The following is a 24,933-nucleotide window of genomic DNA, read 5'->3' as shown; positions in this document are numbered from 1 at the left end:
GCCGTCGGTCAGAGGGCGTCCGGACCGCGTTCGCCGGTCCGTACGCGGACGGCGGTCTCGACCGGGACGCTCCAGACCTTCCCGTCACCGATCTTGCCGGTTCGGGCGGCCTTGACGACGACCTCGATGAGCTGTTCGGCGTCCTCGTCCTCGACGAGGACCTCGATGCGGATCTTGGGGACCAGGTCGACGGTGTACTCGGCGCCCCGGTAGACCTCGGTGTGGCCGCGCTGACGCCCGTAACCGCTGGCTTCGGTGACGGTGAGCCCCTGGACGCCGAAGGCCTGGAGGGCCTCCTTGATCTCGTCCAGCCGGTGGGGCTTCACGACCGCGGTGATGAGCTTCATGCGTCCACCTTCTTTGCCTTCGGTGCTGCCGTCGTGTCCTGGGCGGGGGTGCGGGAGACCGTGCCGCCGCCGGCGCCGCTGAAGTCGTATGCGGTCTCGGCGTGCTCGATCTGGTCGATGCCGGAGATCTCCTCGTCCTCGGAGACCCGCATCCCGATCGTCTTGTGGAGCACGAGGGCGATGAGGCCGGAGACGACCAGAGAGTACGCGAGGACCGCGACGACCCCGACGACCTGCTTGCCGAGCTGGTCGACACCGCCGCCGTAGAAGAGGCCCTTGGCGTCGGACTGGACACCGCCGGTGGCGAAGAAGCCGACCAGGATGGAGCCGATGACACCACCGACGAGGTGGACGCCGACGACGTCCAGGGAGTCGTCGTAGCCGAACTTGTACTTGAGGCCGACGGCCATGGCGCACAGGACACCGGCGATGGCGCCGACCGCGATGGCGCCGAGCGGGGAGACGGAACCACCCGCGGGGGTGATGGCGACGAGACCGGAGACCGCGCCGGAGGCGGCGCCGAGGGTGGTGAAGGAGCCGTGGCGCAGCTTCTCGTAGGCGAGCCAGCCGAGTACGGCGGCGGCGGTGGCGACCTGGGTGTTGAGGAACATGACCGCGCCGACGCCGTCGTCGTTGCCGAGCCAGGATCCGGCGTTGAAGCCGAACCAGCCGAACCACAGGAGGGCCGCGCCGAGCATGACGAGCGGCAGGCTGTGCGGCCGCATCGGGTCCTTCTTGAAGCCGATGCGCTTGCCGATGACGAGGATCACGCCGAGGGCCGCGGCACCCGCGTTGATGTGGACCGCCGTACCGCCGGCGAAGTCGATGACGCCCAGCTCGAAGAGCCAGCCGCCCGCGCCCCAGACCCAGTGGGCGACGGGGAAGTAGACGATGGTGACCCACAGGACGATGAAGAGCGCCCACGCGGAGAACTTCACGCGGTCGGCGAGCGCGCCGCTGATCAGGGCCGGGGTGAGGATGGCGAACATCAGCTGGAAGGCGGCGAAGACGTACACCGGGATGGTGTAGCCGTCCCAGAGTTCGGTGACGCCGATGTTGCTGAAGCCGACGTAGTCGGAGCTCCAGCCGATGACCGAGCCGACGTCGGAGCCGAAGGCGAGGCTGAATCCGTAGAGCACCCACAGGATCGTGACGATCCCGAGGCTGATGAAGCTCATCATCAGCATGTTCAGGGTGCTCTTGACGCGGACCATGCCTCCGTAGAAGAAGGCCAGGCCGGGGGTCATGAGCATCACCAGGGCCGAGCAGATGAGCATGAACCCGGTGTTGGCGGCAGACAGCTCAGGGGCGTCTGCGGCAAGCGTCGTGATGCCTGGGGGCATCGGCGTCTCCTCGTCGTCGGAGCGGCCGCGGCGTGCGGGGGAAAGCTGCGGGACCACTGGGAAGGTGCGGGCCGGTCAGGGGGTGTCCGGCGGATCATGGCCGGACACTCTCTGTGCGCCATGAGATTGGCGGAGCGCCGTTTCCGGGGAAGCCGCACGATGTTTCGCGAGCGTGACGAAGAGGTGGTGCGTGTTACGTCGGAATGAATCCCGGGTGGCGGGTCCGGTGCGCTGCCTACCATGCAGCCCACGCCGCATACGGTCCGGTTGAAACGCCGCCGGACGCCTCGGAGGGACCCGGATACGCGAACCGGCCGCGGCTCCCCTCCGGGTGACCAGGCAATGGGGGAGCCGAGTCGGGCTGTACGAAGAAGGTGCCGCGGCCGGGGCCGGTGGTGCCGGGTCAGACCGTTTCGGCGGTCTCCGGCAGCTGTTCGCTGAGCAGATCGGTGAGCCGGGCGACGTCGGCGACATCGCCGAAGTCCCTGGCAGCGGTGTCGACGGTCTTGCGCAGCCGGGTGTTGACCCGCTCGGAGCGGACCTTCCTGGCGATCTTGAGGGCCTGTCCGGCCAGCACGGTGGACTGCTCGGGCTCGCGCTGGAGCAGATGGACGGTGGCCATGCCGATCAGGTTGAGCGCGTAGGAGCGCTGGTGCTCGTCGTCCTCGCCGAACAGCTCGACGGCCTTCTCCATGACGGGCTCGGCGAGCGAGGCGTAGGTGGGGCTGCGGCCGGCGACATAGGCCAGGTCACGGTAGGAGTGGGCGTTCTCCCCGTTGAGCTCGGCCTCGGAGAAGAAGCGGATCCAGTCGGGTTCGGGCTCCCCGTCCAGTCCCGCGTCGAGGAAGGTGTCCTCGGCCATGCGGACCGCGCGCTTGCACTTGCTGGGCTGGCCCATGTTGGCGTAGGCGCGGGCCTCCATCGCATACAGCATGGCCTGGGTGCGGGGGGTGGCGCAGTCGCGGCTGCCGTACTGGGCGAGGTGGATGAGCTCCAGGGCGTCGTCGGGGCGGCCGAGGTGGATCATCTGGCGGCTCATGCTGGAGAGCACATAGCTGCCGAGCGGCTTGTCCCCGGCCTCCTTGGCTGCGTGCAGGGCGAGCACGAAGTACTTCTGCGCGGTGGGCTGGAGGCCCACGTCGTAACTCATCCAGCCCGCCAGCTCGGCCAGCTCGGCGGCGCAGCGGAAGAGGCGCTTGGCGGTGGGCCCCGGCTGTGGCTCCTGCAGCAGGTCGGTGACCTCGTGGAGCTGGCCGACGACGGCCTTGCGGCGCAGCCCGCCGCCGCACTGGGCGTCCCACTGCCGGAACATCGCGGTGGTCGACTCCAGCAGGTCCAGCTCGGGGCCGGAGAGCCGGGAGGGCCTGCGGGCCGCGGCCTCCGACTCCGGTTCGCCCGGGCCCCTGGCCGGGGCGGGCACCAGCCAGCGCTGCATCGGCTCGATCAGCGCGGGCCCGGCGGCCAGCGCGAGCGAGCTGCCGAGGAAGCCCCGCCGGGCGAGCATCAGGTCGCTGCGGGAGAACTCGCTGAGCAGGGCGACGGTCTGCGGGCCCGCCCAGGGCAGGTCGACGCCGGCCACCGAGGGTGACTGGTGCGCGGTGCGCAGCCCGAGGTCCTCGACGGCGACCACGGCGCCGAAGCGCTCGGAGAACAGCTCGGAGAGGATGCGCGGGATCGGCTCGCGCGGCTGTTCGCCGTCGAGCCAGCGCCGCACCCGGGAGGTGTCGGTGCTGATGTGGTGGGCGCCCATCTGCCGCGCCCGCCGGTTCACCTGACGCGCCAGCTCGCCCTTGGACCAGCCACTGCGCACGAACCACGACCCCAATTGCCCGTTGGGGCGCTTACCGGCATCCGTATCGCCCGCGCCGCTGCCACTCACCGGAACGCCCCCATTCCCCATCATCCCCGTTGAATCCTTCATCGCGCGAACCACTATCAGAATGCCGTGCATCGGTGCTGTTCGTACGGGAGTTGCAGACGATCGAACTGGAAACCGGGTTGCCCGAGGCATACCCGTGGCTGCACATTCTCCCAGGGTTCGTGTACCGACGGTAATCCTACGATCACCCCTCTAGCGAGGGGGATTGCGGAAACGCCACCATTCGCCACCCCTTCGAATGAACCCGACTGCCGCCCGGCGCGCTTGACTTGAGCCACCACGACCGATGGCGAGCGTACGGAAGCATTCGGGGGCGCACGCACCGCGCCGCACCACCTCGCGCACAACGGCGCACGCCACTCGATCGAGTTGCAGCGACGGAGGGTTACCCGAGCACTCCGGGTCGTAACCACCGATGAGTCGGACCCGTTGGAGGGGGCATGGGCTTCACGATCGGCGGCATCCGCGAGAAACGTTCCGGCGTACGGCGGCGCGGCCGCGGCGCCGAGGCCACCGCGGTGGCCGAGTACACCGGACTCTGGGGCTGGGACGTGGCGCCGGGCACCCGCGCCCGGGCCGGCGCCTGCTCGTGCGGGCAGCGGGCCTGCCCCTCCCCCGGCGCGCATCCGCTGGGCTTCGCCCGGGAGGTCCCCGCGGGCACCGGACTGGACCGGGCGGCGGACGCCTGGGCCGAGACCCCGGGCGCCTCGATGCTGCTGCCGGTGGGCCGCGCCTTCGACGTCCTGGACGTCGCGGAGCAGGCCGGGCGGCGCGCCCTGGTGCGGCTGGAGCGGATGGGGCTGCCGCTGGGCCCGGTGACGGTGACGCCGACCGGCCGGGCGCAGTTCTTCGTCGCCCCCGGAGCCGCCGCCGAACTGCCCGGTCTGCTCTACCGCATGGGCTGGGACGACGCGGACCTGGACCTGCGGGCGCTCGGCCCGGGCGCGCACATCACCGCCCCGCCGTCCGACCTCGGCGGCCTCGGCCCGGTCCGCTGGCTGCGCCCCCCGGTGCTGGACACGGCCGCCGCTCCCCCGCAGGCGCGGCTGCTGCTGGGGACGCTGGCGTACGTCTGCCACCGGTCCTGAGCGGTAGGCAGGAGCACGGAAACGGCGGACGGGCGGCAGGCTCCTCGTGGGAGCCGCCGCCCGTCCGCCGTACGGGATGGTCCGGAGAGGCGCGTCAGTCCCCGATCAGCGCGTCGACGAAGGCGCCGGGCTCGAACGGGGCCAGGTCGTCCGCTCCCTCACCGAGCCCGATGAGCTTCACCGGTACGCCCAGCTCCCGCTGGACCGCGATGACGATGCCGCCCTTGGCGGTGCCGTCGAGCTTGGTGAGGACGATGCCGGTGATGTCCACCACCTCGGCGAAGACCCGGGCCTGCACGAGGCCGTTCTGCCCGGTGGTGGCGTCCAGGACCAGCAGGATCTCGTCCAGTGGGCCGTGCTTCTCCACGACCCGCTTGACCTTGCCCAGCTCGTCCATGAGACCGGTCTTGGTGTGCAGCCGGCCGGCGGTGTCGATGAGGACCACGTCGGCCCCCTCGGCGATGCCCTCCTTGACCGCGTCGTACGCGATCGATGCCGGGTCGCCGCCCTCGGGCCCGCGGACCGTACGGGCGCCGACGCGCTCACCCCAGGTCTGGAGCTGGTCGGCGGCGGCGGCGCGGAAGGTGTCGGCCGCGCCGAGGACCACGCTGCGGCCGTCGGCGACGAGCACCCGGGCCAGCTTGCCGGTGGTGGTGGTCTTGCCGGTGCCGTTGACGCCGACGACCATCACGACGCCCGGGGTCTCGGCGCCGCCCTCGGTCCTGACCTCGCGGTCGAGCTCCGGTCCGAGCAGGGTGATCAGCTCTTCGCGCAGCAGGGCGCGCAGGTCCTCGGGGGTGCGGGTGCCGAGCACCCGGACGCGCTCACGGAGCCGCTCGACCAGTTCCTGGGTGGGGGCGACGCCGACGTCGGCGGTGAGGAGGGTGTCCTCGATCTCCTCCCAGGTGTCCTCGTCCAGGTTGTCCCGGGACAGCAGGGTGAGCAGCCCCTTGCCGAGCGAGTTCTGCGAGCGGGCGAGCCGGGCCCGCAGCCGGACGAGCCGGCCTTCGGTGGGCTCGGGGACCTCCAGCGCGGGCGGCGCCGGGACCTCGACGGCCGGGGCCTCCTCGGCGGGCGCGGTGGCGTCCGGGAGGCCGACTTCGTCGATGGTGCGCCGCGCTTCGTCGCGCGGCGTCTCGGCCTCCTCGCCGACCTGCGGCTCGGCGGGAGGAGTGATGGTCGGCGTGGACGACGGCGGGGGCGGCAGCTTCCGCTTCTTGCGGCTGCCGACCACGAGCCCGCCGACCAGGCCGACAGCGGCCAGGGCGATGACTACAGCGAGGATGACGATTTCGACGAGTTCCATAACCCGTCCAGTATCGGCCACGGCCGCCGCACGGGCACGGCCCCGCACGCCGCCCGGTGATCCGCCGAACCTCTATGCACCTTTTGGCGGTAATGCGACGCGCCCGCCTCTACACTTCTGACGGTTCGTCAGCTACTGTGCGCCCCGCCCTGCCCACCCGGCGAACAGGGGACACCCGTCATGGCCTTCACCGTGGTCCGGTTCAATCTCGTCGATCCCGAAGCCACCCCCGTAACCCTCTCGGCCCGCTACCGTGCCGCCCTGGAGATGGCCGCGTACGCGGACGAGCACTCCGTCGACACGGTGCAGACCGAGGAGCACCACGGGGTGGCGAACTCCTGGCTGCCCTCCCCGTTCACCTTCGCCGGGGCGGCCTTCGGCGCCACCCGACGGATCGCGGTGACCGTGTCGGCGATCATCGGCCCGCTGCACGACCCGCTGCGGCTCGCGGAGGACATCGCGGTGCTCGACCTGCTGAGCGCGGGCCGGCTCGTGACGGTCGCGGGGATCGGCTACCGGCCCGAGGAGTACGAGCGGGCGGGTGTGGAGTGGGGGCGGCGCGGCAGGCTCCAGGACGAGCTGCTGGAGACGCTGCTGACGGCGTGGAGCGGGGAGCCGTTCCCCTACCGGGGCCGTACGGTACGCGTCACCCCTCGCCCGTACACGCGGCCGCATCCGATGCTCCTGGTCGGCGGCAGCTCACGGGCGGCGGCGCGGCGGGCGGCCCGGCTGGGGCTGCCGCTCTTCCCGAGCGCGCATCTGCCGGAGCTGGAGGCGTACTACCACCAGCAGCGCGCGGTCCATGGGACGGAGGGGTTCTGCATGATGCCCGCGGCCCGGACACCGCTGCTCCATGTGTCGGAGGACCCGGAGCGGACGTGGGCGCTGTACGGGGAGCACCTGCTGCACGAGGCGCGGACGTACGCCTCCTGGCAGTCGAAGGACATCCGCTCGGCGGTGCGCTCGGCGGCCACGACGGTGGCGGAGCTGCGGGAGGAGGGGGTCTACCGGATCGTCACGCCGGAGGAGCTGGCCGGGCTGGACGCGGAGTCGCTGGTGCTGCACCCGCTCTGCGGCGGGATGCCGGTGGAGGAGGGGTGGCGCAGTCTGCGGCTGTTCTGCGCGGCCCTGGAGACGCCAGCTGCCCCGGTTCAGCAGTGAACCAGGGCAGCGCGTGAACGTATAAGGGGCTAGCCCATCTCCTCCAGCGTCTTGCCCTTCGTCTCCTTCACGAACTTGAGCACGAAGGGGATGGAGAGAACGGCGAAGCAGGCGTAGATGATGTACGTCCCCGAGAGGTTCCAGTCGGCCAGGCTCGGGAAGCTGGCGGTGATCGCCCAGTTGGCCATCCACTGCGCGAAGACGGCGACGCCGAGGGCGGCGGCGCGGAGCCGGTTCGGGAACATCTCGCCCAGGAAGACCCAGACGACCACACCCCACGACAGCGCGAAGAAGAGCACGAAGACGTGGGCGGCGACCAGGGCCACGACGCCCTGGGTGGTGGGCAGCTTGCCGTCGATCAGATCGGCGGAGAAGGCCCATGCCTCGAAAGCGAGCGCGATCGCCATACCGACGGAGCCGACGAGAGCGAGCGGCCTGCGGCCCACCCGGTCCACCAGCACCATCGCGATCACCGTGCCGATGATGTTGATGATCGAGGTGGTGAACGAGTAGAAGAACGAGTCGGTCGGGTCGATGCCGACGGACTGCCACAGCGTCGCCGAGTAGTAGAACGCGACGTTGATGCCGACGAGCTGCTGGAACATCGACAGCCCGATGCCGACCCAGACGATGGGCAGGAAGAAGAAGCGGTTGCCGAGCAGGTCCTTGAAGGAGGACTTGTGCTCACGGTGCATGGCGGTCTCGATCTCCGTCACGCGGGCGTCGAGGTCGATCTTGTCGCCCTCGACCTCTTCGAGGATCTTGCGGGCCTGGGCCTTCTTGCCGACCGAGATGAGGAAGCGCGGGGACTCGGGGATCGCGAAGGAGAGGAGCCCGTACAGGATGGCCGGGACGACCATCACGCCGAGCATCCACTGCCAGGCCTCCAGGCCCAGGATCTTGCCGCGCTGATCGCCGTCGGCGATCTGGAGCAGGGTGTAGTTGACCAGCTGGGAGATGGCGATGCCGATGACGATCGCGGCCTGCTGGAAGGAGCCGAGCCGGCCGCGGTAGGCGGGCGGGGAGACCTCGGCGATATAGGCCGGGCCGATCACGGAGGCCATGCCGATGGCGAAGCCGCCGATGACGCGCCAGATCGCCAGGTCCCAGAGCGCGAACGGCAGCGCGGAGCCGATGGCGCTGGCGGTGAAGAGCACCGAGGCGATCTGCATGCAGCGGATACGGCCGATCCGGTCCGCGATCCGGCCTGCGGTGGCTGCGCCGATCGCACAGCCGATCAGCGCGATGGCGATGACCTGGGCAAGCGTTCCGGAGCCGATGTCGTACCGGTCGCGGATCGCTTCGACGGCCCCGTTGATGACGGAACTGTCGTAACCGAAGAGGAAGCCGCCCATCGCCGCGGCTGCCGTGATGAAGATGACATGGCCGAGGTGGTCCGGATGGGCCGCTCGGGCTCCGGACTCCGGTCCGTTCGCTGCGCTGGTCACATGAACTCCTGATGCCTGGCCGCAAGTCAGACGTGGGGGGTGAGCCTTCCCAGTGGGGCACAACATCCGGCCCGCCACCACTTGAAGGCGAAATCAACTTTGCAGAGGTTATGCGTTCAAGAAACGAAGTCAAACAGTGGGCCGGAGCAGCGTGTACCCAGGTCCGCACAGAAGGTGCGTCGAACTTCTGATGATTCGGTAAAAAGTCGGCGGATGGGCCGATCGGGTCAGCGAAGCCTCTGACTGATCACCTTCGACACACCGTCACCCTGCATGGAGACGCCGTACAGCGCGTCGGCGACCTCCATCGTCCGCTTCTGGTGGGTGATGACGATCAGCTGGGAACTCTCCTGGAGCTCCTCCATGATCCGGATCAGCCGCTGCAGATTGGTGTCGTCGAGCGCGGCCTCGACCTCGTCCATGACGTAGAAGGGACTGGGCCGGGCCTTGAAGATGGCGACCAGCAACGCCACGGCCGTCAGGGACCGCTCACCGCCCGAGAGCAGGGAGAGACGCTTCACCTTCTTGCCCGGAGGACGCGCCTCCACGTCCACTCCGGTGGCCAGCATGTTGTCCGGGTCGGTCAGGATCAGCCGCCCCTCGCCGCCGGGGAAGAGCCGGGAGAAGACGCCCTCGAACTCGCGGGCGGTGTCCCGGTACGCCTCCGTGAACACCTGCTCGACCCGCTCGTCGACCTCCTTGATCACCTGGAGCAGATCGGCCCGGGTCCGCTTCAGGTCTTCAAGCTGCTCGGAGAGGAACTTGTGCCGTTCCTCCAGCGCCGAGAACTCCTCCAGGGCGAGCGGATTCACCTTCCCGAGTTGCTGGTACGCCCGTTCGGCCGACCGCAGCCGCTTCTCCTGTTCCGCCCGCACAAAGGCCTTCGGCCGGTTACGGGGATGCTCCGGGTCCTCCGACAGCTCCTCGCCCTCCGCCGCGGGCGACGGCGGTACGAGCTGGTCGGGGCCGTACTCGGCGATCAGCCCGGCGGGCTCCACGCCGAGCTCCTCCAGGGCCTTGGTCTCCAGCTGCTCGATGCGCAGCCGCTTCTCGGCGCCCAGCACCTCGCCCCGGTGGACGGAGTCGGTGAGCTTGTCCAGCTCCCCCTTGAGGTCGCGGCCCCGGCCCCGCTCGACGGCCAGCTCGCGTTCCCGCTCGCCCTTGGCGGCCTCCGCCGAGGTCCGCTCCTGGTCCGCCCGTACGAGGGACACCTCCACGTGCGCCAGCAGCTGACGGGCGCCCGACGCGACGGCGGAGGCCACCTCGGCCTCGTGCCGCAGCCGGGCCCGGCGCTGTTCGGCGCGGGCGCGCGCCTCCCGTTCGGTGCGGGCGGCCCGGTCGAGCCCGTCGGCGCGCCCGGCCAGCGACTTCACCCGTTCCTCGTGGGTACGGGCCTGGAGCCGGGCCTCCATCTCGGTCTGGCGGGCGTTGGCCCCGTCGGCGGCGAGCCGGTCCCGTACGGAGGTGTCGGGCTCCTCCTCCACCGGCGCCTCCTCGGCGACCAGCAGCCGTTCGGCCAGCTCCTCGGCCTCCTCCACCGCCCGCTCCAGGGCCTCCTGGGCGCGGGCGGCTGAGGCAGTCATCCGCTCGGCCTCGCCCGCCGCGGCCCGGGCCTGCCCGGAGAGCCGGCCGAGCTGCTGGGCGACGCCCGACTTCTCCCGCTCGGCCGCCCGCCGCCGCTCCCCCAGCTCCTCGACGAGCGCCGCCCCCTCCGTGCGCCGCTCCCCCGCCAGCCGCTGGGCCTGCGCCAGCTCCTCGCACCGCACGGCGAGGTCGGCCAGCTCGGCGGCGGCCTCGTCCACGGAGGCCTGCACCTCCAGGAGACTGGGCGCCCCGGCGGAACCACCGTGCGCGAAGTGGGCGGAGAGCACGTCCCCTTCACCGGTCACCGCGGTCAGCTCCGGGTGCGCGGCGATCAGCTCCTCGGCTTCCTCCAGCGTCCCGACGACCACCATGTGCTGTACGAGGCGGTGGACGGCGGTCATCAGGGCGGCGGGCCCGCGCACGAGGTCGGAGACGGCGGGCGCGGTGAGGGCGGTGGCGGTCTCGGCACGGCCGTGCGGCAGAGCGACGGCGTCCGGGGCGGCGGGCGCGGCGGGTGTGGGCTGTGCGGCAGGCGCGGCGGGTGTGGGCTGTGCGGCAGGCGCGGCGGGTGTGGGCTGTGCGGCAGGCGCGGGCTGCGCGCCGGGCGCGGATTCCGTGCTGCCGTGAGCACCGGCCTGCGCGGGCAGCCGGCCAGGGGCGGCGGGCACGCCGGCGGAGGTGGCCGTGCCGGATGCGGAGGCGGTCGTGCCGGACGCTCCGGCGGAGACGGCAGGGGCGCCGGGGTGCGCCGGACCGGTCCCGCGCGCCTCCCCCTGTACGCGTACGTGCTCACCGGACTGCTCCGGTACGTGATGGGGCCGGGCCTCCGGAGCGTCGCCGGCCACCGCGCCCAGCAGCATCGTCGCGCGCCCCGCGTCCCGTTCGCGCAGCAGCCGGATCGCGTCGGCCGCCGTGGCCGGGTCCGCGACGGCCACCGCGTCCGCCGCCGTGCCGAGGGCGGCCGCGACCGGGACCTCGTAACCGGGCTCGACGGTGAGCAGTTCGGCGGCGGGGCCGAGGAGTCCGGCCAGCCGGTCCCGGGCGCCGAGCAGCGCCCCCGTACCGTCCTTGCGGCGCAGCCCCAGGGCCAGCGCCTCGTGCCGGGCCGCGACCGCCGCCCGCCTGCGCTCGGCGGCCGTCGCCTCCTCGCGGGCGGCGCTGTGGGCGGCCTGGGCCCCGGCGAGTGCCTGCTTGGCCTCCTCGTGGCGGGCGGTCAGCTCCTCGTCGTCCGCGTCGAGGCCTTCGACCTCGGCCCTGAGCTGCTCGTACTCCTCCTGGGCGGCGTGCGCCCGCTCCTGTGCCTCGTCGCGGGACGCGGCCAGCCGGTCGATCTCGGCCTGCGCCGAACCGGCCCGGCTGCGGGCCGCGTTGACCTGGCCGTTCAGCCGGGCCAGCCCCTCGCGCCGGTCCGCGATGGCGCGGGCGGCGTCCTTGAGCCTGCGCTCCTCGGCGGCCAGCTCGCGCTCCAGGTCGGCGCGGTGGGCGACGGTGTCCTCCAGTGCGTGTTCGGCCGCCTCCAGGGCCGCCGTCAGCTCCGCCTCCTGCTCGCGGATCCGGGCCGCCTCGCGCTCCAGGTCCTCCGGGTCGCGGCCCCGGCGCTCCTCGGCGGGGGCTTCGCCGGCGCTCCTGACCCGGGCGTCGGCCAGCGAGATCGTGCCGCGTACCCGCTCGGCGAGCTGCGACAGCTCGTACCAGGTCTGCTGGGCCCGCTGGAGCCGGGGCGCGAGCCGGCGCACCTCGCCCTCCAGCTCGGCCTCCCGGGCGAGTGCCGCCTTCAGATCGGCCTCGGCCGCGTCCTTCCGCTTCTTCAGCTCGGCCTCGTCGGCGATCTCGTCGCGCAGCGCGTCGCGCAGGGTTGTGAGGTCGTCCGCGAGGAGCCGGAGCCGGGCGTCGCGCAGATCGGCCTGGATGACGGCGGCCCGGCGGGCGACGGCGGCCTGCCTGCCGAGCGGCTTGAGCTGGCGGCGCAGCTCGTCGGTGAGGTCCTGGACGCGGGCCAGATTGGCGCCCATCGCGTCCAGCTTCCGGAGCGCCTTCTCCTTCCGCTTGCGGTGCTTGAGGACGCCGGCGGCCTCCTCGATGAAGGCCCGGCGGCCCATCGGGTCGGCGTGCAGGACGGAGTCCAACTGGCCCTGGCCGACGATGACGTGCATCTCGCGGCCGATACCGGAATCGGAGAGGAGTTCCTGGATGTCCAGCAGCCGGCAGGTGTCGCCATTGATCTGGTATTCACTGCCGCCATTGCGGAACATGATCCGAGTGATCGTCACTTCGGCGTACTCGATGGGCAATGCGCCATCGGAATTGTCGATGGTCAGCGACACTTCGGCGCGGCCGAGCGGAGGCCGCCCGGTCGTCCCGGCGAAGATCACGTCTTCCATCTTGCCGCCGCGCAGGGATTTGGCTCCCTGTTCGCCCATGACCCAGGAGAGGGCGTCCACCACATTGGACTTTCCCGAACCATTGGGTCCTACGACACAGGTGATCCCCGGTTCGAACCGCAGGGTGGTGGCGGACGCGAACGATTTGAAACCACGCAGGGTCAGGGCCTTGAGGTGCACGCCGCCGGACTCTACCTTTCCCTCTCGGTTTCGGTGATGAAGGTGCAGGGCACATCAGACGGTAAGCGAGGGCGGCACGGCGGGGGCCGGGGGGTCCGGACAAAGAAAAAAGGGACGCCGAAGCGTCCCTGTAGATCTTGGTGCATAGATCTTTGGTGCGGTCCTGCACGGCGCATCGCCTCGGCAACCGGACGATGCGTTGCCGGTGATCCGGGGACAGGGCGGCCCTGTCGGTCAGGGACCCGGTCGTCCGGGGACGGCGATCCGTGACACAGGACGGATCAGCGATGGAGAGATGTTGTTTCTAGGCTGCTGAGCATGGACAGCCCGACCGGCCCGCGAGGGCCACCGGTCAGGTCAGTGCAGGCTCGCCCTGGGGTACGTCGATGTCGATGCTGTCGAGCAACGAGTCCTGGTGCTGAGCGGCGGCGTTGAGCGCGTCGTTCTCGTCCTGGATCCGGTTGAGCTCGGATTCCAGGTCCTGGACGCGCTGCTGGAGCCGTCGCATCTCGGCGAGGAGTCGCGGGTCGGAACCGCCGACGTAACCGAGAAGCGCCTTTGCCATGATGGATGGTCCTCCACAATGAGTGACCGACCGATGCGGTGTGGGTCGTCAGGGGATCGCACCCGCGGTGCTCGGCAGGGCTCTGTCACCACTGCGGTTCTGCTGCATATCAGCTCTACCGAACAGCTAAGGTGCGCGGGGTTTTCAGCGTCTCACCAAAAAGTTTGACGGTCAACACGATCACACCCTGTGGAGCCAGGTGTCCCGGGGGCGCGCGGCCGGACGATCATGCGGCGCGACTCTCCTGCGGGACCCCGACGGGGGTGGAGATCTTCGTCAATGCCGCAGCCTTGCACGACATTCCGCATCTGGCAACCATCGTCCGCCGCGCGGTCCTTTCGCAGGTCATTTCGGGTGCGGGGGGTCCGGCGGGCCGGCCCGTGACCCTTCGCCGCGCCGCGTTCACCGAGCGGATCCGGGGCGTCGGCGGGGGCCCGTATCAGCGGATGGCGAATCCCTCGTAACCGCCGCGCGGGGTGTCCCAGATCTCAGTGACTCCGTCCACGCGCCCGGGTGTGTCGTCGGAGCGCAGCCAATCCAGCAGACGGTGGCAATTGTCACGTGATCCCTCGGCGACCACCTGCACCCGGCCGTCGTCGAGATTGAGTGCAAAGCCCACGAGTCCGCCGATCTCCAAAGCATTTTCCCTGGTGAACCAGCGGAACCCTACTTGCTGTACTCGGCCGCGTACCCAGACGACCAGGCGTGCATCTACGTTCATGCCCGAACGCTAACCGGCCAATTGCTCCAAGAGCACGGCAGCCCCTTTGAGCCATGGCGTACAGTCCCGTCGCAATAGCCTCACTCGATCGGGTGAGTATCGGGATGAAGATCGACCGGTAATCGGGTGACGTCGCTGCGACGTCCGGAGCATCAGGAAGGCACAGCGCATGGGACGCCACCGACGATCCGCCGCAGGCCCCGCCGCTGAAGAACCCGCGGCCGGAGCCTCCTCGCGGCACCGGGGCACGCGCCGGAAGAAGAAGTCCGCGGTACCCGTGCGCACCGGGCTTCTCGGCGCCTCGGCCGCGATGGCGGTCGGCGCTGTCGCCGTCGCCTCGGGTCTGCTTCCCGGCGGCGACACCTACACCTCGGGCGGCAGCTCCGCGGCCGACCAGGTGCGCACCGGCGGCGCCCCCGACCTGCTGACCCAGCAGGGCGGCTCCAGCGCCCCGGCCGACCGTTCTTCCTCCCCCGCCAGCCGGGGCAGCGAGCGCCCCGGGGCCCCTTCGAAGACGCCCTCGAAGTCGCCGTCCACGCCCGCGTCGAAGTCGCCTTCCGGCAGCGCCTCGAAGACTCCGTCGAAGTCGGCCGCGCCCTCCGCCACCCCCTCCAAGAAGCCGGCTGCTACGCCGTCCAAGGAGTCGAAGGCGCCCGCCACCGCCCCGAAGAAGAGCACCGCCCCGGCGAGCAGGACCCCGGCACCGCCGAAGAAGACCGTCGCCCCGCCGCCCACCAAGAAGCCGGCCCCCTCGCCGTCCGACACCTCGGCCCGCGCCGAGGTGCTGGCCCTGGTGAACCAGGAGCGCTCGAAGGTCGGCTGCTCCCCGCTGACCACCAGCGCCCCGCTCACCTCGCTGGCCCAGAACTTCAGCGAGGACATGGCGGCCCGCGGCTTCTTCGACCACACCGACCCGGACGGCGACACCCCCTGGGACCGTGCCGCCCAGGCCGGGGTGCAGGGGCTCGCCGCGGAGAACATCGCCCGCGGCCAGGCCGACGCCCAGGCCGTGATGGACGGCTGGATGAACAGCGAAGGCCACCGGGCGAACATTCTCAACTGTGACTACAAGACCATCGGCATCGGCGTCCACGAGGGCTCCGGCGGCCCGTGGTGGACCCAGAACTTCGGCTTCTGATCCGTAGACGCCCGTAGAGGCCCGACCACTTACGCCCGCACAGCGCTCCCTCGGGGTGAGCACTGTGCGGGCGTAAGCTGTTTCCATGGCCAGCGATACGGACGTTTCCGCCTTCGACGTCTTCTCCCGGCAGTGCCCCTCGCGCTCCACGCTGGAGCATGTCACCGGGCGCTGGGGCAGCCTGACGCTGGGCGCGCTGTACGAGGAGAGGCTCCGGTTCAACGAGCTGCGCCGCCGGGTCGACGGGGTCAGCGAGAAGATGCTCTCCCAGACGCTGCACGCACTGGAGCGCGACGGGCTCGTCCTGCGGGAGGCGCAGCCGGTCAACCCGCCCCGGGTGGATTACGAGCTCACCCCGTTCGGCCGCGAGGTCGCCGGGCAGCTCCTCGGGCTCATCCATCTCGTCGAGGGGCGGATGGACGACGTAATCGCCGCCCGGACGCGTTACGACGCCACGCGCGGCGGCCGCTGACAGCGCGGGCAGAAGTAGCTGGACCGGTTCATCCAGGCGCGGCGGCGCATCGGCGTCCCGCAGCGGCGGCACGGCTCGCCCTCCCTGCCGTACGCGTCGAGCGAGCGGTCGAAGTAGCCGGACTCGCCGTTCACGTTGACGTACAGGCTGTCGAAGCTGGTGCCGCCCTGGGCGAGGGCCGCGTTCATCACGTCCCGGGCATGGCCGAGCAGCTCGGCCGACTTCGGGCGGGTGAGGGTCGCGGTCGGCCGGTCGTAGTGCAGCTTTGCGCGCCAGAGCGCCTCGTCCGCGTAGATGTTGCCGACGCCGCTGATCAGCGACTGGTCCAGGAGCGCGCGCTTGACCGTCGTACGGCGCAGGCGCAGGGCGGTGTGGAACGCGGCGTCGTCGAAGAGCGGGTCGAGCGGGTCCCGGGCGATGTGCGCGATGGTGTCGGGCAGCCCGTCGGGGGTGGTGTCGTGCAGCGAGAGCCCGCCGAAGGTGCGCTGGTCGACGAAGCGCAGCTCGGTGCCGAGGGCGTCGTCGAACCGCATGCGGATCCGCAGGTGCTTCTCGTCGGGCGCGTCCGTGGGCTGCACCAGCAGCTGTCCGCTCATGCCGAGGTGGCCCAGCAGCGAGGAGGCGGCCTCGTCGATCGGCACCCAGAGGTACTTGCCGCGCCGCATCGCCGTACCGAACCGGACCCCGCGCAGCCGGGCGGCGAAGTCGGGGCCGCCCGCGAGGTGCCGGCGGACCGCACGGGGGTGCAGGACCTCGACCTCGGTGACGGTACGGCCGCTGACCCAGCGCTCAAGGCCCCGGCGTACGACTTCGACCTCGGGCAGCTCGGGCACGGTGGACCACTCCAGACACGACGACGGCAGTACGGGGGCGCGGGACCGGCTCCCCGGGACAGGGAGAACCCCCCGGTGCACAGGGCACCGAGGGGTTCGGGGTGCTGCTTCAGGCCGGAGCGGCGTCCGTGTCGGGCGACGGGTCGGCAGGGGTGTCGGCGGCCCCTCCGTCGGCTGCGGACTTCTCCGCGGCCTGCCGTGCCTCTGCGGCGGCGCTGATCTCGCGCCAGGCGGATTCCGCCGCCTGCTGCTCCGCTTCCTTCTTGCTACGGCCGGTGCCGGTGCCGTACGAGACACCACCGACGCGAGCAGCAGCAGTGAAGGTCTTCTCGTGGTCCGGGCCGGTCTCCGTGACGAGGTACTCGGGGACTCCGAGGCTCTCGCTCGCGGTGAGCTCCTGGAGACTGGTCTTCCAGTCCAGGCCGGCGCCGAGGTTCGAGGACCTGTCGATCAGCGGGTCGAAGAGCCGGTGGACCAGCTCCGAGGCCGCGCTGAGGCCCTGGTCGAGGTAGACCGCGCCGATCACTGCTTCCAGTGTGTCGGCGAGGATGGAAGCCTTGTCCCGGCCACCCGTGCCCTCTTCACCGCGGCCGAGCCGGATGAAGGAGCCGAGTTCGAGGCCGCGGCCCACTTCCGCAAGTGCACGCGAGTTGACCACCGCGGCCCGCAACTTGGCCAGCTGGCCTTCGGGCAGGTCGGGGTGGGTGCGGTACAGCGTGTCCGTGACCACCAGGCCGAGCACCGAATCCCCGAGGAATTCGAGCCGTTCGTTGGTGGGCAGACCGCCGTTCTCGTATGCGTACGAACGATGGGTCAGCGCACGTACCAGAAGGGCGGACTCGAGGTGATACCCGAGCCGCCCTTCCAGAAGCGTGTGGGACGAGGCTGTGTTGATGTTGTCTGCCTGCTTCTTGGCGCTGGACAACTCAGACATCGGGCCTCTCACCAGCCGCTCAGACCTCGAGGACCTGGCGCTTGTTATAGGTGCCGCAGCTCGGGCACGCAATGTGCTGGAGCTTCGGCTCCTGGCAACGCTCGCACGAAACCAGGGTGGGGACCGCAGCCTTCCACTGCGACCGGCGGTGGCGCGTGTTGCTGCGCGACATCTTCCGCTTCGGAACAGCCACGGCTACTTCTCCTGCTTCTCGTCGACGCCCGGTTCGGCGCCGCCCATGTTGTCCTTCTCGCCGTCCTGAACGGTGTCGGCGAGTCCTTGCAGTGCCGCCCAACGGATGTCGACGGCGTCGTGGTGGTGGCCCGGGTTCTCGTCCAGCCTGATTCCGCATTCGGAACACAGACCGGCGCAGGTCTCCTTGCACACCGGCTGCATGGGCAGTGCGAGCACTACCGCGTCACGCAGCACTGACTCGAGGTCGAACAAGCCGTCCTCGAGGAAGAACCTGTCCTCGTCGTCCTCGGCGTCGTCGGCCGGGTCCGCCGCACTGCTGCGGCCCCGGTCGTCGGCGTCAGGGTACGAGAACATCTCCTGGAAATCCGCGTCGACCTCTACGGTCAGCGGCTCCAGACACCTTACGCACTCCCCCTCGGCGCTCGCACGGGCGGTACCTGTGACAAGCACCCCTTCCATGACCGATTCGAGTCGGAGGTCCAGCTCCAGGGGTGCGCCTTCCGGCACACCGATGACGCCGTCGATACCGAGAACCGGTGAACCGGGTGCGTCCACCGAGCGGGACAGCCGCTTCAGGGCACCTGGACGCCGACCCAGCTCGCGCGTATCGAACACGAGAGGGTTGCGGTGGTCGAGGTGGCCGTTCAGGGCGTTTCCTGCTTTCGAATCATGGGAGTCGTGCTTGTTGCTCAGGGGAGGGGCCGTCTCCGGTCCGGAATCACACCGTCCCGATTCGCAGACGAAACGGGCAGCCGGGATCGCGGACCTATGTGCGACCGAGGATTCAGGATACTGGACGGACCGCTCAGCACCCAATCGGCTCAGGGCCCCGGCGCCCGGAGCGCCTCACGGCCCCCCGGCCGGGGTCAGCGGCCCTCTTCGTAGCGGCGCAGCTGCTCCAGGTCGATCATGCTGGTGTCGAAGAGGCTGGTCTCGTCCAGGGCGCCCTGGTTCTGCTGGGCGGGCACCTGCGGCTGCTGCTGCCAGCCGTAGTCCGGCCGGCCCTGCGGCTGGGGCGGGTACTGGTTCGGGTCGTAGGCGGGCTGCTGGTAGGCCGCGTACGGGTCCGGCACCTGCTGGTAGCCGTACGGGTCCTGCACACCCTGGGCGCCCTGCTGGTGCGGCTGCTCCTGGTAGCCGTACGCCGCCTGCGCGTACTCCGGCTGCCCGTACTCCGTCGGCGCGTACTCCGTCGGCGCGTAGCCCGCCTCGGCCTGCGGCTGCTGCGGCTCCTGGTAGAGGGGCTGCTGGGGTGCCTGGCGCGGCTCCGGGGTGGCCAGCTCGGCGAGCCCGGCCAGGTAGTCGGCGTCACTGGTGTGCCCCTGGGCGCCCGCCGCGTCCTGGGCGGCCATGTGGGCCCCGAGGTCGTCGGAGGCGACCCGGCCGAGCAGCTTCTGCCGGCCGCGGCCGACCGCCTCCAGGGTCTTGGCGAGGACGGCCTCGAAGGCGCCGAACTTGGCGTCGACGTACGCGTCGGCCCGCTGCCGCAGCGTCTCCGGGTCGGCGCTGCGCTCGGGCGCCTCGGCGAAGTCGGGGTCCTGGTAGCCCTGCTCGTCCAGGCCCTGGCTCCGGCCGAGGAGCTTCTCGCGGCCCCGGTCCACGGAGCCGATGGTCTTGGTGAGGACGACCTCGAAGTTGGCGAGCTTGCTGTCGACGTAGTCGTCGGCCTCGGCCCGGACCTCCTCGGCCTCGCGGCGGGCCTCGGAGAGGATCCGGTCGGCCTCGCTCTGCGACTGGCGGGCGATCTCGGTCTCGGCGATCAGGGAGGAGCGCTGGGCGTGGGCGGACTGGATGATCCGCTCGGCCTCCTGCCGGGCCTGCTCGGCGAACTGCTCCTGGCCGCCGATCAGCTGCTGGGCGTGGGCGAGCGAGCCGGGCAGGGCCTCGCGCACCTCTTCGAGCATGGCGAGCAGCTCGGCGCGGTTGACCACGCACGAGGCCGACATGGGCATGGCGCGGGCGTTCCCGACCGCTTCGACGATCTCGTCGAGCTTCTTCTGCACGTCCACCGTGTGCTCGCCACTCTCTGCTGCTCTGTTGGAGACGGACGGGACGACTGTAAGGCCAGTCGGCGGCCGCCCGACACCTGGTGACGGACCGTCAGTCACTCATCGCTTGCCCAGGCGCCCTATGAGGGCCTCGTGGACCGCCGGCGGCAGCAGGTGGGAGACATCGCCGCCCCAGGTGGCGACCTCCTTGACCAGCGAGGACGACAGGAAGCTGTACGTCGGGTTGGTCGGCACGAAGAGCGTCTCGACGCCCGAGAGGCCGTTGTTCATCTGGGCCATCTGGAGCTCGTAGTCGAAGTCGCTCACGGCCCGCAGGCCCTTCACGATGGCCGGGATCTCCCGCTGCTTGCAGAAGTCGACCAGGAGGCCGTGGAAGGACTCCACCTCCACGTTGCCGAAGCCGGCGGTGACCTCGCGGATCAGCTCGATCCGCTCGTCCACGGTGAACAGTCCCTGCTTGGACTGGTTGATCATCACCGCCACGTGCACCACGTCGTACAGCTTCGAGGCTCGTCCGATGATGTCGAGATGTCCGTTGGTGATGGGGTCGAAAGACCCCGGACAGACGGCGCGGCGCACTGTGATTCCCTCGCTCTCCGGTCCGGTCATCGTGCGTCTTCGCACGTAGCGGCGGCGCGACCGTACCAAAGCGTTCCCTCGCCGTAGCGACGGGCCCGCAGTGGCTCGAATCCGGCGGGCCAGCCGAATTCTCCGCCCCGGGTGCTGCGTTCCACCGTGACGAGCGCATCGGCTGTGAGCCACCCCTGAGCACGGAGTGTGAGCAGGATCTCGCGAAGATCGTCGTCCGTGACGGCGTACGGCGGGTCCAGGAAGACGATGTCGTACGGGTCCGAGGGCGCCGGACCTGTCACGATCTGCTCGGCTTTGCCGGTCCGCACCTCGGCGCCGGGCAGCCCGAGCGTGCGGACGTTGTCCCGGACGGTGCGCACCGCCTTCTGGTCCGCCTCCACGAGCAGGGCGTGGACCGCGCCACGGGAGAGCGCTTCGAGGCCGACGGCGCCGGACCCGGCGTACAGATCGGCGACGCGGACGCCTTCGAGGGTGCCGAGCAGCGCCTCCCAGGTGGAGAAGAGGCCCTCCCGCGCACGGTCGGAGGTGGGGCGGGTGCCGGTGCCGGGCGGTACGGCCAGGCGGCGTCCGCCGGCCGATCCGGCGATCACGCGGGTCATGGGTGTCTGGTCCTCGGGGTCGTGGGGGTCCGGGCGCACGCAGAGGGGCGCGGGCTGTGCGTCCACGATATGGCGTGCGGCCCGCACCAGCAGGGCGGCCCCGGGCTCACCCCTTGTCGAGGTACTCCTCACGGTCCTTGTCGAGCAGGGCGGCCAGCACCGTGCGCAGCTCCGGCAGGTGCTCCAGCTCCGGGTCGGCGGCGACGATCGCGACGGCCTCCTCGCGGGCGGCGGCGATGACCTCCTCGTCGTCGATGACGGTGAGCATCCGCAGCGAGGAGCGCACCCCGGACTGGGCCTGGCCCAGCACATCGCCCTCGCGGCGCTGCTCCAGGTCGATACGGGAGAGCTCGAAGCCGTCGAGGGTGGCGGCGACGGCGGAGAGGCGGGCGCGGGCGGGGCTCGCTTCGTGGGCCTCGCTGACCAGCAGGCAGAGCCCGGGGGCCGAGCCGCGGCCGACGCGGCCGCGGAGCTGGTGGAGCTGGGAGACGCCGAACCGGTCGGCGTCCATGATCACCATGGCGGTGGCGTTGGGGACGTTGACCCCGACCTCGATGACGGTGGTGGCGACCAGGACGTCGACGTCCCCGGCGGAGAACCGGCGCATCACGTCATCCTTCTCGTCGGGGTGCATCCTCCCGTGCAGCACCTCGACGCTCAGCCCGGCCAGCGCGCCCTTGCGCAGCTCGTCGGCGATCTCCAGCACGGCGAGCGGCGGCCGCTTCTCGGGGTCCTCATCGGGGGCCTTCTTCTTCGCCTTGCCCTTTTTCCCCTCGGCCTCCTCCGCGTCGTCGCCGATGCGGGGGCAGACCACGTACGCCTGGTGGCCGTTCTCCACCTCCTCGGCTACGCGCTCCCAGGCGCGGGCGAGGAAGTGCGGCTTGTCCTTGGCGGGGACGACGTGGCTGGCGATCGGGGAGCGGCCGGCCGGGAGCTGGTCCAGGACGGAGGTCTCCAGGTCCCCGAAGACGGTCATCGCGACCGTACGGGGAATGGGGGTGGCGGTCATGACGAGGAGGTGGGGCGGCTGCTTCCCCTTGGAGCGCAGGGCGTCACGCTGTTCCACGCCGAAGCGGTGCTGTTCGTCGACCACGACCAGACCCAGGTCGTGGAACTGGACCTTGTCCTCGATGAGGGCGTGGGTGCCGATGACGATTCCGGCCTCGCCGGTGACCAGGTCGAGCAGGGCCTGGCGGCGGGCCGCCATCCCCATGGAGCCGGTGAGCAGGACGACCTTGGTCCCCCGGTCCGAGCCGCCGAGCATGCCGCCCTCGGCCAGCTCGCCCATCATCTCGGTGATGGACCGGTGGTGCTGCTGGGCCAGGACTTCGGTGGGCGCGAGCATCGCCGCCTGGCCTCCGGCGTCGACCACGGTGAGCATGGCGCGCAGGGCCACCATCGTCTTCCCGGAGCCGACCTCTCCCTGGAGGAGGCGGTGCATGGGGTGCTCGGTGGCCAGGTCGCCGAAGATCTCCTTGCTGACCTTCTCCTGGCCCTCGGTGAGGGTGAACGGCAGCTTGGCGTCGAAGGCGTCCAGCAGGCCGTCGGCGACGGGGCGGCGGGCGGCGGCGGGGAGCTGGGTGTCGGCGTACCGCCGGCGGGCCAGGGCGACCTGGAGGACGAACGCCTCGTCCCACTTGAGCCGGGCCCTGGCGTCCTCGACGTCCGCCTTCGTCTGCGGGCGGTGCACCTTGAGCAGGGCCTCGGGCAGCGGGGTGAAGCCGCGCCCCGCGCGCAGGGAGGCGGGCAGCGGGTCCACCGCGTCCTGCGCGAGGGGCAGTACGGCGTCGACGGCCTTGGCGATCCGCCAGGAGTCGAGCTGCTTGCAGGCGGGGTAGATCGGCAGCAGCCGTCCGGCGAAGGCGTCCACGGCCTCGGTCGCCTCGTCGGCGTCGGAGGCGTCGAGCAGTTGGTACGTGGGGTGGGCCAGCTGCATCTTGCGGTTGAAGACGGAGGCCTTGCCCGCGAACATCGCCTGGCGGCCGGGGAGCAGCTCCTTGTGCGGCTTGTGGACGCCGTGGCCGAAGAAGACCAGCTGGAGACGGCCGCTGCCGTCGGTGAGGGTGACCTCCAGCCGCTTGCCCCGCCCGTTGTTGAACATCAGGATGCGGGCGTCGGCGACCTGGGCGACGACCGTGACGTGCTCGTCCAGCGGGAGGTCGGCCAGCGCGGTCAGCTTGCCGCGCTCCTCGTACCGCCGCGGGTAGTGGTGCAGCAGATCACCGACCGTGTGCAGGCCGAGGTGCTCGGCCATCACCTTCGCGGTGGCTCCGCCGAGCCGGTTCTTGAGAGGTTCATCGAACGAGGACACGCGATCCATTGCACACCACGCCACTGACAAGTGTCCGCCGGGCACGGCCGTGAGGCGGTTACTCGATGCCGATCAGCAGGGGTGCGCGCTGGTGTCCGCCCCGGTAGACGACGGTGTCGACGGCGAGGTAGCCCTCGCGTACATGTTCCTCCAGGGCGTCGGCGAGCGTGTCCGGGACGTCCTCGCCGAGGACCAGGGTGACCAGTTCGCCGCCGGCCGCCAGCATCCGGTCGAGCACGGTGCGGGCGGTGGCCGGGACGTCGGCGCCGATCACGGCCACGTCCCCGTCGATCAGGCCGAGGATGTCCCCGGCCTGGCAGATGCCCGCCATGGTCCACGACTGGCGCTCGGCGACGGCCAGTTCGGCGTAGCGGGTGGCGCCGGCGGCGGCGGTCATGGCGACCACGTCCTCGTCGAAGCCCCGGTCCGGCTCGTGGACGGCGAGGGCGGCGATGCCCTGGACGGCGGCACGGGTGGGGACGAGGGCGACCCTGACCCCCTCGGTCCTGGCCTGTTCGGCGGCGGCGGCCGCGGTGTGGCGCAGGGCCGCGTCGTTGGGCAGCAGCACCACCTCGCGGGCGTGCGCGCGGCGGATGGCGTCGACCAGCTCGCCGCTGGCGGGGGGTTCGCCGGGGCGGGCGATCACGGTGGTGGCGCCGGCCTCGGTGCAGAGCCCGGCAAGGCCGTCGCCGGGGACCACGACGACGACGGCGCGCTGGGCGGGTTCCGCCTGGACGCGGACGTCGTGGCCGCTCTCGGTGGCGAAGTGGGTGATCCGGATCCGGTACGGCCGCCCGGCCTCGACGCCCGCCTCCACGGCGGCCCCGGCGTCGTCGACATGGACGTGGACGTGCCAGAGCCCGTCGCCGCCCACCACGACCAGGGAGTCGCCGAGCGCGTCGAGCCGGGTGCGCAGCCGGTCCACCTGCTCGTCGCGGGCCTCCAGGAGGTAGATCACCTCGAAGGCGGGTCCCCCGCCATCCACGTCCTCGGGGCAGTCGAGCGGGCCCTCCACGAGAGCGCCGCCCGCCGGAACCGGAACCCCGCCCACCGGCAGCCCCACCACGGACCCGCCGTCCACAGGAGCCGCCGCCTTCCCGGACCCGGTACGAGGCCCCCGTACCGGCGCCTGACCGGTCACCGCCTCCACCAGCGCCCCCAGGACCGCGACCAGTCCCCGCCCCCCGGCGTCCACGACCCCGGCCCGGCCGAGCACGGCGAGCTGCTCCGGGGTCTTCGCCAGGGCGGCGCGTGCGCCCTCGTAGGCGGCGCGCACCACGGCGCGCAGTTCCGGCTCGTCGCCCTGCGCGGCTTCGGCGGCCGCCGTGGCGACGGTCAGAACCGTGCCCTCCACCGGGTGGGCGACGGCCTGCCGGGCGGCCGCGGCGGCCCGGGTCAGGGCGAGGCGCAGGTGAGCCGCGTCACCGCCGTCGGCCAGCACCCCGGCCATACCGCGCAGCAACTGGGCCAGGATCGTGCCGGAGTTCCCCCGGGCGCCGATCAGGGCGCCGTGCGCCATGGCGCGTACGGCATCGGCGGTGGCGGGTGCGGTGGTGCCGGTCTCATGGGCGGCGAAGACCGCCTCGACGGCCGCGGCGGCGGACTCGACGGTCAGATAGAGGTTGGTGCCGGTGTCCCCGTCGGCGATGGGATAGACGTTGATCGCGTCGATCTCCGCGCGCTCCCGGCCCAGGGCCTCCAGGGCCAGTGAGCACCAGGTGCGCACCGCGACGGCGTCCAGATCGTCGGGGAGCTGCGGCACCGATGGTCCTCCTTGAAGCGGCCGTGGCAACGGGCTGCACCGCAGGTTAGCCCCCCTTCCGGGGTCCCGGGCGGGACAGGGGGCGG

21 protein-coding genes are annotated in these 24,933 nt (G+C 71.3%); 4 read left to right on the top strand and 17 right to left on the bottom strand.

Annotated features, from left to right (window positions below; all coding sequences use genetic code 11):
* Positions 1 to 8: 8 nt before the first annotated feature.
* The 3 genes from IE264_RS14760 to nsdA all read right to left on the bottom strand — a co-directional run bounded on the left by IE264_RS14760 (position 9) and on the right by nsdA (position 3,569).
* Positions 9 to 347, bottom strand: coding sequence for a P-II family nitrogen regulator (locus IE264_RS14760; RefSeq protein ID WP_003965965.1), 339 nt, complete (start codon positions 345 to 347; stop codon positions 9 to 11).
* Complete coding sequence (locus IE264_RS14755) at positions 344 to 1,690, bottom strand: ammonium transporter (RefSeq protein ID WP_031124469.1); 1,347 nt, start codon at positions 1,688 to 1,690, stop codon at positions 344 to 346. The genes IE264_RS14760 and IE264_RS14755 overlap by 4 nt, the downstream gene beginning before the upstream one ends.
* A gap of 403 nt (positions 1,691 to 2,093) precedes the next feature.
* Positions 2,094 to 3,569, bottom strand: coding sequence for a transcriptional repressor NsdA (gene nsdA, locus IE264_RS14750; protein WP_031124468.1), 1,476 nt, complete (start codon positions 3,567 to 3,569; stop codon positions 2,094 to 2,096).
* 440 nt (positions 3,570 to 4,009) lie between these two features.
* On the opposite strand from nsdA, the gene IE264_RS14745 reads away from it, so the two are divergent.
* A complete protein-coding gene (locus IE264_RS14745) occupies positions 4,010 to 4,657 on the top strand; it encodes a bifunctional DNA primase/polymerase (protein WP_032757441.1) in 648 nt (215 codons plus the stop codon).
* 94 nt (positions 4,658 to 4,751) lie between these two features.
* On the opposite strand, the gene ftsY is transcribed toward IE264_RS14745, so the two are convergent.
* On the bottom strand, positions 4,752 to 5,963 hold the full coding sequence (gene ftsY, locus IE264_RS14740; protein WP_015611671.1) for a signal recognition particle-docking protein FtsY: 1,212 nt from the start codon (positions 5,961 to 5,963) through the stop codon (positions 4,752 to 4,754).
* A 180-nt stretch (positions 5,964 to 6,143) separates the two neighbouring features.
* Here ftsY and IE264_RS14735 point away from each other — a divergent pair, with 180 nt between their 5' ends.
* The gene (locus IE264_RS14735) at positions 6,144 to 7,124 is read left to right on the top strand and encodes an LLM class flavin-dependent oxidoreductase (protein ID WP_032757442.1); all 981 of its coding nucleotides are present in this window, start codon (positions 6,144 to 6,146) and stop codon (positions 7,122 to 7,124) included.
* 29 nt (positions 7,125 to 7,153) lie between these two features.
* Here IE264_RS14735 and IE264_RS14730 read toward each other — a convergent pair whose 3' ends face one another.
* The 4 genes from IE264_RS14730 to IE264_RS14715 all read right to left on the bottom strand — a co-directional run bounded on the left by IE264_RS14730 (position 7,154) and on the right by IE264_RS14715 (position 14,003).
* Positions 7,154 to 8,572 (bottom strand): sugar porter family MFS transporter, encoded by a 1,419-nt coding sequence (locus tag IE264_RS14730; RefSeq protein ID WP_015611669.1) that lies wholly within the window; start codon positions 8,570 to 8,572, stop codon positions 7,154 to 7,156.
* A 227-nt stretch (positions 8,573 to 8,799) separates the two neighbouring features.
* The gene (locus IE264_RS14725) at positions 8,800 to 12,717 is read right to left on the bottom strand and encodes an AAA family ATPase (RefSeq protein WP_032757443.1); all 3,918 of its coding nucleotides are present in this window, start codon (positions 12,715 to 12,717) and stop codon (positions 8,800 to 8,802) included.
* A 352-nt stretch (positions 12,718 to 13,069) separates the two neighbouring features.
* Positions 13,070 to 13,282 (bottom strand): hypothetical protein, encoded by a 213-nt coding sequence (locus IE264_RS14720; protein ID WP_015611667.1) that lies wholly within the window; start codon positions 13,280 to 13,282, stop codon positions 13,070 to 13,072.
* A gap of 439 nt (positions 13,283 to 13,721) precedes the next feature.
* A complete protein-coding gene (locus IE264_RS14715) occupies positions 13,722 to 14,003 on the bottom strand; it encodes an acylphosphatase (protein WP_031124462.1) in 282 nt (93 codons plus the stop codon).
* A 169-nt stretch (positions 14,004 to 14,172) separates the two neighbouring features.
* Here IE264_RS14715 and IE264_RS14710 point away from each other — a divergent pair, with 169 nt between their 5' ends.
* Positions 14,173 to 15,141, top strand: a complete 969-nt coding sequence (locus IE264_RS14710) for a CAP domain-containing protein (protein ID WP_032757444.1) — start codon at positions 14,173 to 14,175, stop codon at positions 15,139 to 15,141.
* A gap of 85 nt (positions 15,142 to 15,226) precedes the next feature.
* Positions 15,227 to 15,613: a winged helix-turn-helix transcriptional regulator gene (locus IE264_RS14705; protein ID WP_015611663.1), complete on the top strand. Its 387-nt coding sequence runs from the start codon at positions 15,227 to 15,229 to the stop codon at positions 15,611 to 15,613.
* Here IE264_RS14705 and mutM read toward each other — a convergent pair.
* From mutM to fakA, 9 genes are all read right to left on the bottom strand, one after another.
* Positions 15,586 to 16,446, bottom strand: a complete 861-nt coding sequence (gene mutM, locus IE264_RS14700; protein WP_015611662.1) for a bifunctional DNA-formamidopyrimidine glycosylase/DNA-(apurinic or apyrimidinic site) lyase — start codon at positions 16,444 to 16,446, stop codon at positions 15,586 to 15,588. The genes IE264_RS14705 and mutM overlap by 28 nt on opposite strands.
* 109 nt (positions 16,447 to 16,555) lie before the next feature.
* Positions 16,556 to 17,380, bottom strand: coding sequence for a ribonuclease III (gene rnc / locus IE264_RS14695; RefSeq protein WP_015611661.1), 825 nt, complete (start codon positions 17,378 to 17,380; stop codon positions 16,556 to 16,558).
* Between the two features lie 19 nt (positions 17,381 to 17,399).
* Entirely contained in the window at positions 17,400 to 17,573 is a 174-nt protein-coding gene (gene rpmF / locus IE264_RS14690; protein WP_003965982.1) for a 50S ribosomal protein L32, read from the bottom strand.
* A gap of 2 nt (positions 17,574 to 17,575) precedes the next feature.
* Entirely contained in the window at positions 17,576 to 18,190 is a 615-nt protein-coding gene (locus IE264_RS14685; RefSeq protein WP_051821836.1) for a YceD family protein, read from the bottom strand.
* A 251-nt stretch (positions 18,191 to 18,441) separates the two neighbouring features.
* Positions 18,442 to 19,584 (bottom strand): F0F1 ATP synthase subunit B, encoded by a 1,143-nt coding sequence (locus tag IE264_RS14680; RefSeq protein WP_032757445.1) that lies wholly within the window; start codon positions 19,582 to 19,584, stop codon positions 18,442 to 18,444.
* Between the two features lie 99 nt (positions 19,585 to 19,683).
* A complete protein-coding gene (coaD, locus tag IE264_RS14675) occupies positions 19,684 to 20,163 on the bottom strand; it encodes a pantetheine-phosphate adenylyltransferase (protein ID WP_032757446.1) in 480 nt (159 codons plus the stop codon).
* Between the two features lie 26 nt (positions 20,164 to 20,189).
* Positions 20,190 to 20,774 (bottom strand): 16S rRNA (guanine(966)-N(2))-methyltransferase RsmD, encoded by a 585-nt coding sequence (rsmD, locus tag IE264_RS14670; protein WP_032757447.1) that lies wholly within the window; start codon positions 20,772 to 20,774, stop codon positions 20,190 to 20,192.
* Positions 20,775 to 20,880: 106 nt separating this feature from the next.
* Positions 20,881 to 23,094 carry an ATP-dependent DNA helicase RecG gene (recG, locus tag IE264_RS14665; RefSeq protein WP_190167645.1) on the bottom strand — a complete coding sequence of 738 codons (2,214 nt, stop codon included), beginning with the start codon at positions 23,092 to 23,094 and terminating at the stop codon, positions 20,881 to 20,883.
* A 49-nt stretch (positions 23,095 to 23,143) separates the two neighbouring features.
* Positions 23,144 to 24,847, bottom strand: a complete 1,704-nt coding sequence (fakA, locus tag IE264_RS14660) for a DAK2 domain-containing protein (protein WP_015611655.1) — start codon at positions 24,845 to 24,847, stop codon at positions 23,144 to 23,146.
* Positions 24,848 to 24,933: the final 86 nt, after the last annotated feature.

The sequence above is a fragment of the Streptomyces microflavus genome (assembly GCF_014650075.1).
Lineage (GTDB): Bacteria > Actinomycetota > Actinomycetes > Streptomycetales > Streptomycetaceae > Streptomyces > Streptomyces microflavus.
Note: the sequence above shows the minus strand (reverse complement) of the source record. Positions and strands in the feature narration are given on the sequence as shown.